Consider the following 14,284-nt stretch of genomic DNA (forward strand, 5'->3'; position numbering starts at 1 on the left):
GCCCTTTCGGGCCATTCACCCCGGGATATTTATTGACCCAAAGAAGGGGGCTGGACTCAGCGTCCATTCCTTCTTTGGGTCTCAAATATCCTCGGGGGGTCCGGGGGGCGAAGCGCCCCCGGGTAAGGTGGGTCTTGACCCACCACCCCTTGCGGATTGCCAAGCAGGCGACATTGGTCCAAAAGGTGAACATGGCCAAAGATCTGTCTTATCTCTGCTCCGAATGCGGGGCCGCGTTTTCCAAGTGGTCGGGCCGCTGCGATGCGTGCGGCGCGTGGAACACGATTGTTCAGGAACAGCCCCTATCGGCCGGTCCTGCATCGAAGTCCCTTGGTGGCAAGCGGGGGCAGGCCCTGACCCTGACCGATCTTGCCACGGAAGAGCCGGAGCCGCCCCGGACCGAGGCGGGCGTCGCCGAACTGGACCGGGTGCTGGGCGGCGGCTTGGTCAAGGCCTCGGCCCTTTTGGTCGGTGGCGATCCCGGCATCGGAAAATCCACGTTGCTGTTGCAAGCGGCGGCGCGGTTTGCCCGCAACGGGCTGAAGGTGATCTATGTCTCGGGCGAGGAGTCGGCGGCGCAGGTGCAGATGCGTGCCCGCCGTCTGGGCCTGACCGAAAGCCCGGTGCAATTGGCGGCGGAAACCAACCTGCGCAACATCCTGACCACGCTTGAGGCGGAAAAGCCGGATCTGGCGATCATCGATTCGATCCAGACCATGTGGGCCGATAACGTGGACAGTGCGCCGGGGTCGGTGTCTCAGGTCCGCGCCTCGGCCCATGAACTGACTACTTTCGCCAAGCGGCACGGGATCGCGGTGGTCATGGTCGGCCATGTCACCAAGGAAGGCGCCATCGCTGGCCCCCGCGTGGTCGAACATATGGTCGATACCGTCCTGTATTTCGAGGGCGAGCGCGGCCACCAATTCCGTATCCTGAGGGCGGTCAAGAACCGCTTTGGCCCCGCCGATGAAATCGGCGTGTTCGAGATGACCGGAAAGGGGCTGGCCGAGGTCAAGAACCCCTCGGCCCTGTTCCTGTCCGAACGGGGCAAGCCCGCGCCGGGCTCTGTCGTCTTTGCCGGCATCGAAGGCACGCGCCCGATGCTGTGCGAGTTTCAGGCCCTTGTCGCCCCGTCCCCCACGGCCCAGCCCCGGCGTAGCGTGGTCGGCTGGGACGGCGGGCGGCTGGCGATGATCCTTGCCGTGCTCGAGGCGCGATGCGGCGTCACCTTCACCGGGCTTGATGTCTATCTGAACGTCGCGGGTGGCTTGCGGATCAGTGAACCGGGGGCCGATCTGGCGGTCGCGGCGGCGCTGGTCTCGGCCCGCGAGGACGCGGCATTGCCCCCGGATTGTGTCATATTCGGCGAAATCAGCCTGTCTGGCGCCCTTCGCCCGGTGGTCCAGACCGAAAATCGGTTGAAAGAAGCGCAAAAACTTGGTTTCACCTCGGCCATCCTGCCGGAACTGCCCAAACGGGCGTCGGCTGCCGGACTGTCGCTGCGGGAAACCGCCGATCTTGCCGGTTTTGTGGAACAGGTATTCGGTCCGCGGCAGGCGGGCTGACGGGACAAGAGGGACATATGGAAGGCTTTACCATCATCGACGGTGTCGTCGCGGTCACGATCATCGTCTCCGCCCTTCTGGCCTACAGCCGCGGCCTTGTGCGCGAGGCATTGGCCATCGCGGGCTGGATCGGGGCCACCATCGTGGCCTTCATCTTTGCCGATCAGGTGCAGCCGCTGGTCAAACAGGTGCCGGTGCTGGGCGATTTCATCGGCGACAGCTGTGAATTGTCGGTGATCGCGGCCTTTGCCGCGGTATTTGCCGTGGCCCTGGTGATCTTCTCGATCTTCACGCCGCTGTTTGCCTCGGTGGTGCAGCGCTCGGCGCTGGGCGGGCTGGATCAGGGGCTTGGGTTCCTCTTTGGCGTGCTGCGCGGCATCCTGCTCGTGGCGGTGGCCTTCTTCCTATACGACACGATCCTGTCCAGTCAGGACCTTGCCATGGTGGATGACAGCCGGTCGGCCAAGATCTTCCGCAGCATGACCACCAATGTCGAGGATCAGAACCCCGAGGCCGCGCTGGGCTGGATCCAGTCGCAATACGATCAGCTGGTCGGGGCCTGTTCGGTCGAGTAAATGCCGACAGACAGGGCAGAGACATGGGGCCGCATCTGCGGCCCTTTGCTTTTGTGATCGGTTTGCGTGTGATAGTTTGATGACATGCCCCGCCCGACCGACTATCACGGGCGCAACTGCCCCAGACGGATTCGGAGCCCGACCCCGTGCGCACACAAATGCCCCCCGCCCATCCTTTCGACGACGACAAGCTGAAGGAGGAGTGCGGGATCTTCGGCGCCATTGGCGTTGCCGACGCGGCCAGTTTCATCGCGCTTGGCCTTCACGCCCTGCAACATCGCGGGCAAGAGGCCGGCGGGATCGTGACCCACGACCCCGAGACCGGGTTCAATCAGGCCCGCCGCATGGGCTATGTCCGCGATAATTTCACCAGCGCCGAGGTGATGCAGCTCTTGCCGGGCACCATCGGTATCGGTCACGTCCGCTATTCCACGGCCGGCAACAAGGGCCAGACCGCGATCCGCGACGTGCAGCCCTTCTTTGGCGAGTTTTCCATGGGCGGCGCGGCGATTGCCCATAACGGCAATATCACCAACGCCGATGCGCTGCGCCGCGAACTGGTCGAACGGGGGTCGATCTTCCAGTCTTCGTCGGACAGCGAATGCATCATCCACCTGATGGCCCGGTCCATGGGCCGGTCGATCCCGGACCGCATGGAAGAGGCGCTGCGCAAGGTCGAGGGCGCGTTTTCCGTCGTCGCCATGACCCGGACCAAGCTGATGGGGGTCCGTGACCCGCTGGGCGTGCGTCCGCTGGTATTGGGCAAGGTCGGGGAAAAGGGCTGGGCCCTCGCCTCCGAGACCTGCGCATTGGACATCATCGGGGCCGAATTCGTCCGCGAGATCGAGCCGGGCGAGATGGTCGTGATCAACACCGAGGGCAAGGTCGAAAGCAACTTCCCGTTCCGGAGACAGAAATCCCGGTTCTGCATCTTCGAACATGTCTATTTCTCGCGCCCTGACAGCATTCTGGGTGGCCGGTCGGTCTATGAGACCCGCGAAAACATCGGTCGCGAACTGGCCAAGGAAGCCCCGGTCGATGCCGATCTGGTCTGCCCGGTGCCGGACAGCGGCACGCCCGCGGCCATCGGATACAGCCTGCAATCGGGTATTCCCTATGCGATGGGGATCATCCGCAACCAGTACATGGGCCGGACCTTCATCGAACCGACCGAGCAGATCCGCAACATGGGTGTGCGGCTGAAGCTGAACGTCAACCGCGCCCTGATCAAGGGCAAGCGGGTGATCCTTGTGGACGACAGCGTTGTGCGCGGCACCACCAGCCGCAAGATCAAGGAGATGATCCTTGATGCGGGCGCGGCCGAGGTGCATTTCCGCATCGCCTCTCCGCCGACGGCCTGGCCCTGTTTCTACGGGGTGGACACGCCGCAGCGTGAAAAGCTGCTGGCCGCGACCATGAGCGAGGAAGAGATGTGCGAACATCTGGGCGTGGACAGCCTGCGCTTCATCTCGCTCGACGGTCTTTATCGCGCTGTGGGCGAGGCCGGGGGACGCGACCCCAAGGCGCCGGCCTACTGCGACGCCTGCTTCTCGGGCGAATACCCGGTGGCCCCGTCGGACATGATCGAAAAAGGGTTCGAACTGAAGGCGGCGGAGTAGGGCAACAGGGCCCCTTTCCGGCCTGCTGCTGACGATCGGCCATTCCCGCAGGGCGCTACCCGGTCACTGTAATCTGGGTGTTCCATGACCCGCAGGCCTGGGCGAGGTCGGGCGGCAGGGGTTTGTCGGTAAACATGGTGTCGATATCGGCAAGCGAGGCGATGCGAACCGGCGCGCTGCGGGTCAGCTTTGTCTGGTCGGCCACCAGAAATGTCTTGCGGGATTGGCGCAGGATCGCCTGACTGACGCTCACCTCCTGAATGTCGAAGTCCAGAAGGTCGCCCTCCCGGTCCAGCGCCGAACACCCGATCACGGCAAGGTCGAACTTGAACTGGCGGATCGTATCGGTGGCCAGGTTGCCCACCAGCCCCCCATCGGCCCGCCGCAACTGGCCGCCGGTCACGACAACCTCGCAATCGCTGTTCCCGGCAAGGATGTTCGCCACGTTCATGTTGTTGGTCACGACCATCAGGTTTTCGTGCCGCATTAGTTCCTGTGCCACCGCCTCGGTCGAGGTGCCGATGTTGAGAAACAGCGAGATATTGTTCGGAATTCGTGCCGCGCAGGCCTGGGCGATGGCGCGCTTGGCCTCTGGGTTGAGGCGGCGGCGCTCCTCATAACCAATGTTCGTCGTGCCGGACGGCAGGACCGCCCCGCCGTGCACCCGCTCCAGCCGCCCCGCCTCGGCCAGATCGGTCAGATCGCGGCGAATGGTTTGCAGGGTCACGCCAAAATGCTGCGCAAGGCCCTCGACCGTCACCTTCCCATCACGGCGCGCGATCTCAAGGATATCGGGATGGCGGAAGGTCTGGGACATGACAGGTCTTTCGGTTTGGTCGGCCGGCGCGGCGAAATCGCGCAAATTCGCGGGTGAGGGTGGAAAAAAACGAGCAGAATAGCAATCCATAAGATGTGTTTCACGGGAACTTGCCAGGATCCGCTGGCCAGAATGGCCATTAAAGTATTGATAACACTACAATGTGGGAAAGCGAACTAAAACGAACATATTGGATTGAAAATCGCACTCCTTTCTGCCAAATAGGGCGCATTGACGCGCCCGACAGGAGATTCGCGTGGCACTGGCTGACGACACACCGGACTATGATCTTTTCATCATCGGGGGCGGCATCAACGGATGCGGCATCGCCCGGGACGCGGCGGGCCGTGGCCTGTCGGTCGCGCTGGCCGAGATGAACGATCTGGCCTCGGCGACCTCGTCGGCCTCGACCAAACTGTTTCACGGCGGTCTGCGGTATCTCGAATACTTCGAATTCCGTCTGGTTCGCGAAGCGTTGATCGAACGGGAAGTGCTGCTACGGGCGATGCCGCACATCAGCTGGCCGATGCGGTTTGTTCTGCCTTATCATAGGGATATGCGGTTCGAGGGGGACACGCCGACCTCGAAAATCTTGCGGCTGGTTCTGCCCTGGATGAAGGGGCGTCGGCCCGCGTGGCTGATCCGGCTGGGCTTGTTCCTTTATGACAATCTGGGCGGCCGGAAGATCCTTCCGGGGACATCAACGCTGACCCTGCCCGGATCGAAAGAGGGCGCGCCGCTGAAGGACCGGTTCGCCCGGGCCTATGAATATTCCGACTGCTGGGTCGAGGATTCCCGCCTCGTCGTGCTGAATGCCCGGGATGCCGAGGCGCGCGGTGCCCGGATCATGACCCGCACCCAGGTCGTCAACGCCACCAGCGAAAACGGGCTTTGGAGAATTGAAACCCGCAATACCGAAACCGACGAGGTGGAAACCCACACGGCCCGAATGCTGGTCAACGCGGGCGGCCCTTGGGTCGGCGATATCATCCAGAGCAAGATGCATCTGAACTCGCGCGAGGGGGTCCGGCTGGTGCGCGGCAGCCATATCGTGACCCGCCGTCTCTACGATCACGACAAGTGCTATTTCTTCCAAGGCACCGACGGCAGGATCATCTTCGCGATCCCCTATGAGACGGATTTCACCCTGATCGGCACCACCGATGCCGAACATGCCGACCCTTCGGAAAAGCCGATCTGCACGCCGCAAGAGCAGGACTATCTGCTGGGCTTCGCCAACCAGTATTTCAAGCGACAGCTGACGCGGGACGATATCGTCTGGACCTATTCCGGTGTCCGCCCGCTGTATGACGACGGGGCCAGCAGCGCCACCGCCGCGACACGCGACTATACCCTGAAAGTGGACACAAGCGCCGGGGCCCCGGTGCTGAACATCTTCGGGGGCAAGATCACGACCTACCGGCGTCTTGCCGAAAGCGCGCTGGAAAAAATCGGGGCGCATCTGACCGTCAAAGCGGGCGCATGGACGGCGGGTGTCCCTCTTCCGGGCGGCGATTTTCCCGTTGATGGGGTGTCCCGGCTGATCGACGACCTACAGGCCAGATTTCCGTTCCTGACCAGCTATTGGGCGGGGCGCCTGACACGGGCCTATGGCACCGAGGCCGGGGAAATCCTTGGCAAGGCCAAGTCTGCCAAGGATTTGGGGCGGGATTTCGGCGCGACGCTGACCGCAGCCGAAGTCGATTGGCTGATGGCCAATGAATATGCACGCACGGCCGAGGATGTGGTCTGGCGTCGAAACAAACTGGGGCTGCGGCTGTCACGCGAACAGATCCGCACACTTGATGAATGGATGGCGCAGCGTCGCCAATCCAACGCTACGGCGTCAGCGTGACGTGACGGGGCAATTCCTGCCCTGACCGCAGGGATCGGAGCCACTGCCCCCTATTTTATCCGCTGCGCCAGGAAGCTTCCGAAGGACGCGTAGCTTCCGGGATCAATCTGCAGGGCGTCGCGAAGTGCCCCCCCAAGGTCGAACTGGAACCTGAGTTGGTCCAGCTCGGGCCGCTGGCTGACCAGAATATTGTCTGCCGCCGTCAGGCTCCAGAAATTCCCATCGTCCGGGCGATAGTCCTCGATGACCGGGGCCGGGGCCCCAAGGTGATATGCGAGGAGTTGGAAGTAGTCGGAGGCGAGCGCCGGGACAGGATGGACCAGGTTCATCACCCTTTGCGCCGTGGTCTCGATTGCACAGAGGTGCAGGAGGCCCTCGGCCAAGTCCCGTGCATGGACAAAGGATAATTGCACCTTGCCCTTCCGGGCGAGTTTCAAGGGGGCACCGCGCGTGATCCGGTCGAGCAGGTCCGGATCACGATTGTGATCGGGAATGCAGCCAAGCAGACCGCCGCGCCCGATAACATGGTTCGTGCGAAAGATGCGCCATGCCACGTCGGACCTTTTTGAGAGCGCCTGTTCTTGCGCCAGTTTGAGCCGTTGATACGGGAAGAGATCGCTGTCGGGCGTGACAACCTCGGCGGCCTCGTCATAGATGCCGTCGGGTTTTGGGCGGTACAAGAGGCTGGACGATACCATGGCCACAGATGCCCCGGCACGCTGGGCATAATCGGCCACCTCGTCAATCCGGTGCGGCGCCAGTCCGACAACGTCGACCATGGTGACCACGCGCAGGCTGGTCCCACAGTGGTCCTCCAAGAGCCGCGAGATCGCGCCGGGCGGCGCTGTCGACAGGTCGAGAAGGCGGTTCGAATAGGCGGCAGTGTCGTGGTCGGGATCGAGTGAAATCGACAAGACAGATGTCCCGCCAGCCTGGGCGCATTGGGCAAGTTCACGACCGATAACTCCGGTGCCTCCGAAGAGAACCACCACCTCTTGCCGCGTGCTCATCAACGTACCTTTCGGCCTTCGCGTGCTCTAAAAGAAAGGGCCGGTCAACTGACCAGCCCTTTCCAATCTCAGACCTGATCCGCGGATCAGAAGTGGAACGACGCCCGCAGCGAGAGGCTCTGCATCGGGCTCGGGTTCTCCGGGTTGCCGCCCGAAGTGTAGCCGTTCATGTGACGCTGGATATACTCGGCACCGAGCGAAATCTTGTCGGTGACCATGTATTCCACACCCAGACCAACGTTCGCACCGCTGACCATGTATTCATAGTCATTGGAGTAGCCGATCCCTTTGCCGAACGACATGCCGCCGAAACCGTAGACCAGCGCATCGCCAACCGGCATGCCCAGCGACAGTTTCAGGTCGGTCAGACCGTTGAGCATGTAGTCTTCCGGATCGTTGTCACCGTCATTCAACGCGTCTGCGTTGATCGGGCCGTTGATCGCAAGCTCGACACCCATCAGCATGTTCGGGTTGATGTTCCAGCGCGTGCCGACGTGACCGCCGAAGCTTTCGCCGCCAATCTGGTAGCCTTCGTCATAGACGTAGGGCTGGTAGGGCGAGGTGCCCCAGTTTGTACCGAACGACAGACCTGCGTAGGGGCCGGTCCAGTCCTGCGCTTCCGCAACGGCTCCGCCCGCTGCGAGCGCGGTTGCCGATGCAACGCTCGTCTTCAGCGCCTTTTTCATTTCCATGTAATTTCCCCTTGGCTCCTGTTGAAAATATCAATCGTTAACAAATATACAAAACGATGGCCCGATTTGACTTGAAACCATGCCCCTGCGTCAAGTTCGATGGGTGTATTCCCCCTGAAAAGTCGGCCTAGTTTCTCAAAATTGTAGTCATTATGTATCACCTTGGGCCGCTTTGCTGGCGAAATCGGCGTATTCAGGGCGACCATAGTTCCTAGTCTGGCTGAGTCGCTTTCGCGGCGACAACCTTCAGCACCAGATCGGCGCAGGCTTGGCGGTCCGGTGTTCCGTCGGCCTTTCTGGGTATGGCGTTCACCGGGCGGCACACCCTTGGCACAAGCTCTTCGCCCATTCGTTCTTCGACGGCAAATTTCGCGCTTGCGATGGCCTGCAGTTGGTTGGCGTCCTCTTCGTAGACAACGAACGCAAAGAGTTCTTCGTCCGCGCCCGGCTTTGGGTTTCGAAAGCAAATGGCGTCCTTGATCCCGGGGGTCTGGCGGAAGATCTGGTCAAGGACGAAGCCGTTAACCTTGGCACCGTAGATGTTGATGACGTTGTCGGAACGGTCGGCAAACGACAGGCGCCCATCGGCCGTCACTTTTGCAACGTCTCCCGGATAGAACCATCCGTCCCGGAAAGAATTCGCGCTTGCTTCGGGATCATCGAGGTAGCCCTTGGCCATATAGGGATTGCGGACCCGGACGACCCCACTTTCGCCCGGTCCGACGGGGGTGTTATCCAGTCCAAGGATCTGGAATTCGCTATCGCGCATCCGACCGGTCTGAACAGGCGCGCCGTCCGCGCCCAAGGTCCAGAACGTGGAATAGCTCTTGCTTGTCTCGCTGGCGCCATAGGTGTCGTCGACGGTTTCGAATGACTTGAGGAACTCAATCGCCTCGGCTTCGGGCAGTCGCGAACCGGCAAGCTCTACCACGGGGAGTTTCGGGGACAGGACGGCCCCGTTCAGGCGGGACTTCAAGAGCGATCGCGACCCCGACACCATGTTGATCCCGGCGTCATGCCAGGCATCGGGCGCAAGATCGAAATAGAGCGTAGAGAGGTTCAGCATCGCCGCAATGGCGCGGGCCAGAAACGGCCTGCTGTAGACATGCGCCAGCAAGACATGCTTGCTGCCGAGCGAAAATTCGTCCCCGACTGCAAGTGATCGCGCCACCACCATCGACTGGCTGAGCGCGAGATATTTCGGAATTCCCGTCGTGCCCGAGGTATGAACCCAGAGCCAATCTGCGTCGGCAGCGCCAGAAGGCGAGGTCGAGACATCAAACGGATCGGTCCGTGCCGGCGACCAATCGGGGTCGATTGCTATCGCGTCCGGGGAAGGTGCCTCTTTTGCATTGGGATCGTAGAGATAATGCGTTGGTGACAGCGCAACGGGCGTGTTGCCCTCGCCGGCAAAGGGGACGAATTGTGCCCCAAGCCATGAGGTCGCGAGCAAGACAGCAAGAACCAAGGTCGGCTCTGGCGTGCGCAGTTGCACCCGCGACCCGACCCCGACACCGGCGGCCTGCATGCGGCTTGCAAAGGACAACCCAAGCCTGCGCAACTGGTCGTGGGTCAGAACCTGGTCCGGGAAAACGAGCGCGGGTTGATCTGGGTGGGTCTTTGCTGCTTCCGCATGGACAGCGGCAACGAGCTTGCTCGTCAACATGTCTTGTCCTTTTCGTTCAAAGAGGGCTTTGGGAACAACGATTTAAACAGCTTGGCGCAGTCCCGTCTCATCGGGGTTCCGTCAAGCGTAACTGGTATCTCGGGGACGACAAGGACACTCTCCGGCGTCCTCACCGGACCAAGCTTGGATCGGCAGTGGTCGGTCGCGTCACGGATGGTCCGGTCGGCATCATGGCCCGGAAAAAGTTCCAGCAATGCCACGATCCTTGATGCCGGGGCGCTTGCCGGATCAGCAAAAACCGCAGCCTTTCGAACACCGGCCCCCTCGGTCAGCGCGGCTTCGATTTCCAACGGGTCGACCTTTGCACCCCCAAGGTTCAGGACATGATCGACCCGGCCAAGGATATCGAGCGCGCCGTCTGTCGTCCAACGGGCGAGGTCTCCGGGATAGAACCAACCGTCGCGGAATGACTTGGCGGTCGCGTCCGGTGCGTCAACGTAGCCATCGGTCATATAGCCATTCGAAATTCTGACCGTGCCGATCTCACCAACGCCGCAAAGCCCCCCGTCGTCGTCTACGATCTCGACGGTTGAATCTTGCGGAACGCCGACGCAGTCGATCCCGTTCTTGGTGGCGGTGTATCGGGTTACAAAGGATTTGTTGGTTTCCCCCGAGCCATAGACATCTTCAACGATATCAAAGCGTTCAAGGTATTTCGCGGCAATGTCGGCCGTGACCTTCGCGCCGCTGACCTGAAGCGTCGAGAACCGGGTCTGATCCGGGTTTGCGGCGGCCCAATCCTGAACCTGCTTATGGGCTCCGGCCACGAGGTTGACGCCTTCCTGCGCCATAAAGCGACTTTCGAACGTGTCGACGATGGTCGCGCCATTCACCAAGGCCGCCATCGCTCGCACGAAAAACGGACGGGTATTGCAGGGAAACAGCGATGTGAAACGGGTCTTGGCCCCCTGAAAATCAGACCGGACGGCGATCGACCGGTCGAATGCCATCTGATGCGTGAGCAGGAGCGCCTTGGGCGTGCCGGTCGTGCCCGATGTATAGAGGGTCCACCATGGATCCGACGCAGCCCCGTATCCGGCAAAGCCCTGTTCCACCTCTTCTCCGACCTGCGAAAACCGTGGCGACCATTCCGGAGAGATCAGGATCGACCGTCCGACCTTGGGCGCCACCTGATCCGGGGAATAGAGGATGACGTCGTCGTTCCCCGACGGCTGTGCCGCGCCGCTGAAAATCTCGAACCGTGCGCCCAGCAGGCTCGTCGCTGCCATGACCGCGACAGACACAATGGCGTCTCTGGACAGGAGATGGACGCGCGTGCTCCGGCCTATCCCCGCGTCGTTCATCCGGACCGCGAAGACCCTACACACCTGCCACAGTTTGTCATAGCTGAGCCGGATGTCGGCGGCGATCAGTGCATCGCGATCGGGGTGGGACTGTGCCGCTCTTCGGATCGCGCCGCCAATGTTGCTGGGTTGGGCAATGGCGGTCATGCCAGCTCCCCAAGGTCCCGGGCGCGGGCAAGGACCATTCTGGCGCAGGCGGACCGGTCAGGGTTGCCATTCTCGTCGCGCGGGTAGTCGGTGACGGGTTTGATGTTCCGAAGGGTCAGCCCGAACCCAAAAGCGCGCGTGAAGGCCTCGATGATCGTTTCCGAGATACTGTGCCGCCCGTTCGCGTCTTCGAACACAACGAAGGCCAGCAAGGGATCGGCGGCATTCGGCAGCGGGTTGGGAAAGACGACAGCCTCGGACACGCCTTCGACGCTGCGCACGACAAGATCCGCGAGGCTGGCCTGCATTTTGTAGCCGCCGACATTCAGCACCTCGTCGTCCCGCCCTAGGATATCAAGGTCGCCGTTCGGGCCCCAGCACCCAATGTCGCCGGGGTAGAACCACCCATCACGGAAGGCTTTCCGGGTCGCTTCCGGGGCGTTGACATAGCCATCCACCATATAGGTGTTGCGAACCCGGACCGTGCCCAAATCGCCCGGTTTTCTGGGCTGCAGGTTGTCGTCGACGATTTCGACCTCGCTGTCACGGGGAAGGCCCCGCGCGACGACCTCTCCGGTCGCGTCAAGTTCCAGTTTGTTTGAAAAACTCTTTGACGTCTCGCTGGCGCCGTAGACGTCGATCACCGTGTCGAAACTTTCCAAGTAGTGCTTTGCCGCCATCGGCGGGATCTTCGATCCGCTGACCTCAAGGCGCTCGATCTTCCGGGGTAGCCGCCGCCCTGTCATCATCTTGGTCATATGACTTGGCGAGGCAGAGACGAAGTTCACGCCGCTGGCCAGCCAGTGATCCGTGTCGATCCCTTCGACAATGGAGCATCCCTGAAGAAGGGCGGCAATCGCCCGTGCGAAGAAGGGCCGCGATGTGGGGGGGAAGAAGGTCGCGAAGGTGGTTGCGCGGGCCGGGAAATCATCAGCCACGGCGGCGCTGCGATCCCGGACCATTTGCTGGGACAGCGTGATGAACTTCGGCGCGCCGGTCGTTCCGGAGGTGTGCAGGAACATCCAAGGGTCAGTCGGATGTGACGGCGTGTAATCCGCGCCGTCGCCCCACCCGGACACGGGCGAAAACAATTCGGCTTCCAGAACCTGGAATGGAACCGCGGGGTGACCCGCCACCTCGGGCGTCCGCAAGAAATGCGTCGGAACAACAGTCTTGAAACGGGCAAGCGTCGGGCTTGCAATACAGAAACGGGACCCCAAAAGGGCGGTCGCAAAGAGCGTTGAAAGAATGGCAACGGTGTTCGTCGAATTCAGCGCGACAAGGCTCCCCCTGCCGACGTTCATCCGCGCCAGATGCATCGCGACACCGCGGATGACCTGCGCGAGATCGTGGTGGGACAGTGCGAAATCCTTGCCGATGATGGCGGGGAAATTTCGGGCCGATCCGGCTACGTCAAAGTAGTGCAACGCAATGTTATATGGACGTTCTTGGTCAGCCAACCTTGCGGCCTCCTAGGTAGATCTGGCGGCACAGGAACCGTTTCGCACCCCCGTCATGGGCGCGCGGAACCTCGGCAATCTGGATAAGGCGACGGGGCATACGCGCCTTGCCGATCACGGGTGCAACCAGCTGTTCGCACTGTGCGGCGATGTCCGACATTTCCACCCCGGGGCGGGGCACCACGAAGGCAAGCAACTCGTTGGGGCCATCGTCGCTTGGCACGTCAAAACACATGGCATCCGCCACTGCGGGAAGCGCACGCAGGTGGTCGTCAACTTCGGCGGCATTTATCTTTACGCCACCAAGGTTCAGGACATCGCCTGCGCGTCCAATGACAATCAACTCGCCGTTCTTGCCGACCTGTCCCAGATCGCCGGTATAGAACCATCCGTTTCGGAATGATGCCTGCGTGGCCTCCGGATTGTTCAGATACCCGTCGACAAGATAGCCGTTCCGGACCCTGACAATGCCGACTGTACCTGCCGGTACCGGACCGTCGTCCTCGTCGACGATCTGGACCTCGCTATCCAGCGGCAATCCCGTGGTCACGATCTGACCGTCCGGCCCCAGGGATTTCTGGTTCTTGAACGATCTGTTGGTTTCGGTCGATGCATAAAGGTCGATGACCGTGTCGAAATTTTCGATCAGGTGCCGGGCCAGCCCGTCGGACAATCGTGAACCGGACACATGCACCAATGGCATCTTCCGGGGCAGGCTGTTTGCTCCAAAGAATTCGGCCATCTGTGCGACTGACCCATACAGATGGTTGACGCCCGCCGCGAACCAAAGGTCTGGCGACCGGCTGTCCACGACCGTCGCACCATTGACGAAGGCGCTGAGGAAGCGGGTGATGTAGGGATAGGCGTTCGCCCGGAACAACGTTGCAAAGACTGTCTGGCGGGGAACGAAATCTTCGCGGGTGGCAGCCGCACGCAAGACCTGCTGTTGCTGGGTGATGGCGATGACCTTGGGTGCGCCTGTCGTTCCAGAAGTGGCGACAAACAAGAATGGAACGTCGGGCTGGATCTCCGGAACTGTGCCAGGATCAAGCGGGTCGGCGGTGAACCAAGAGGGATCCAATGCGATCCCGGCAACGTCGCCCCGCGACGGCGCGTCCCCAATCACGAGAGTCGGCGACAGGTCTTGCGGCAGATGTTGCGAGACACGCAGGCTGACCCAGGACGCGCCCAGCACCGCACAGGCAATCATGACCGGGGCCACCTCGGCCAGATTGTCGTCGCTCTGGGCCACGATCTTGCCCGGGCCGATCCCAGCGGCCCGCAGCCGCGACGCAACGGACAGAACCGCCTGTGAAAATTTCCGGTAGTTCAGCATCGACTGATCACTGACGATAGCGAGCTGATCAGGATGCTTTTCGGCAGTTTCGAGAATCAACTGCCCGATGTTCTTGAAGTGCTGCAATGTTGGGTCCCCTTCCCACGAAAGTGGTACATCAAACTTCATTCCGATAGAATATATGCAGCGCCAAATTCTGCGGTTCCGGCTCGTATTTCCGTACTATCAGGGTAGAGTTGCCCCAAACAATCTATCG

Annotated in this window: 11 protein-coding genes; 4 read left to right on the top strand and 7 right to left on the bottom strand. The window is 61.5% G+C overall.

The genetic code is table 11. From position 1 onward, the window contains the following. Nucleotides 1-191 precede the first annotated feature (191 nt). The 3 genes from radA (at nt 192) to purF (ending at nt 3,759) form a co-directional block, all read left to right on the top strand. A complete protein-coding gene (radA, locus tag EU803_RS03045; protein ID WP_129679614.1) occupies nt 192-1,565 on the top strand; it encodes a DNA repair protein RadA in 1,374 nt (457 codons plus the stop codon). A gap of 17 nt (nt 1,566-1,582) precedes the next feature. Then, on the top strand, nt 1,583-2,140 hold the full coding sequence (locus EU803_RS03050; RefSeq protein ID WP_129679616.1) for a CvpA family protein: 558 nt from the start codon (nt 1,583-1,585) through the stop codon (nt 2,138-2,140). A 158-nt stretch (nt 2,141-2,298) separates the two neighbouring features. Next, a complete protein-coding gene (gene purF, locus EU803_RS03055; protein ID WP_129680160.1) occupies nt 2,299-3,759 on the top strand; it encodes an amidophosphoribosyltransferase in 1,461 nt (486 codons plus the stop codon). 55 nt (nt 3,760-3,814) lie between these two features. Here the strand turns inward: purF and EU803_RS03060 are convergent, their stop codons facing one another. Further along, entirely contained in the window at nt 3,815-4,576 is a 762-nt protein-coding gene (locus tag EU803_RS03060) for a DeoR/GlpR family DNA-binding transcription regulator (protein WP_129679618.1), read from the bottom strand. Between the two features lie 256 nt (nt 4,577-4,832). On the opposite strand from EU803_RS03060, the gene glpD reads away from it, so the two are divergent. Further along, nucleotides 4,833-6,431: a glycerol-3-phosphate dehydrogenase gene (glpD, locus tag EU803_RS03065; RefSeq protein ID WP_129679620.1), complete on the top strand. Its 1,599-nt coding sequence runs from the start codon at nt 4,833-4,835 to the stop codon at nt 6,429-6,431. 50 nt (nt 6,432-6,481) lie between these two features. On the opposite strand, the gene EU803_RS03070 is transcribed toward glpD, so the two are convergent. The 6 genes from EU803_RS03070 to EU803_RS03095 all read right to left on the bottom strand — a co-directional run bounded on the left by EU803_RS03070 (nt 6,482) and on the right by EU803_RS03095 (nt 14,154). Next, on the bottom strand, nt 6,482-7,441 hold the full coding sequence (locus EU803_RS03070) for an NAD(P)-dependent oxidoreductase (protein ID WP_129679622.1): 960 nt from the start codon (nt 7,439-7,441) through the stop codon (nt 6,482-6,484). Nucleotides 7,442-7,527: 86 nt separating this feature from the next. Continuing rightward, nucleotides 7,528-8,133 carry an outer membrane beta-barrel protein gene (locus tag EU803_RS03075; protein WP_129679624.1) on the bottom strand — a complete coding sequence of 202 codons (606 nt, stop codon included), beginning with the start codon at nt 8,131-8,133 and terminating at the stop codon, nt 7,528-7,530. A 211-nt stretch (nt 8,134-8,344) separates the two neighbouring features. Continuing rightward, entirely contained in the window at nt 8,345-9,799 is a 1,455-nt protein-coding gene (locus EU803_RS03080; RefSeq protein ID WP_129679626.1) for a class I adenylate-forming enzyme family protein, read from the bottom strand. Next, the gene (locus EU803_RS03085) at nt 9,793-11,271 is read right to left on the bottom strand and encodes a class I adenylate-forming enzyme family protein (RefSeq protein WP_129679628.1); all 1,479 of its coding nucleotides are present in this window, start codon (nt 11,269-11,271) and stop codon (nt 9,793-9,795) included. Before EU803_RS03085 ends, EU803_RS03080 begins: the two co-directional genes overlap by 7 nt. Next, nucleotides 11,268-12,731, bottom strand: coding sequence for a class I adenylate-forming enzyme family protein (locus EU803_RS03090; RefSeq protein WP_129679630.1), 1,464 nt, complete (start codon nt 12,729-12,731; stop codon nt 11,268-11,270). The genes EU803_RS03085 and EU803_RS03090 overlap by 4 nt, the downstream gene beginning before the upstream one ends. After that, nucleotides 12,724-14,154 carry a class I adenylate-forming enzyme family protein gene (locus tag EU803_RS03095; RefSeq protein ID WP_165352761.1) on the bottom strand — a complete coding sequence of 477 codons (1,431 nt, stop codon included), beginning with the start codon at nt 14,152-14,154 and terminating at the stop codon, nt 12,724-12,726. Before EU803_RS03095 ends, EU803_RS03090 begins: the two co-directional genes overlap by 8 nt. Nucleotides 14,155-14,284: the final 130 nt, after the last annotated feature.

The organism is Loktanella sp. IMCC34160 (genome assembly GCF_004145845.1).
GTDB lineage: Bacteria > Pseudomonadota > Alphaproteobacteria > Rhodobacterales > Rhodobacteraceae > SELP01.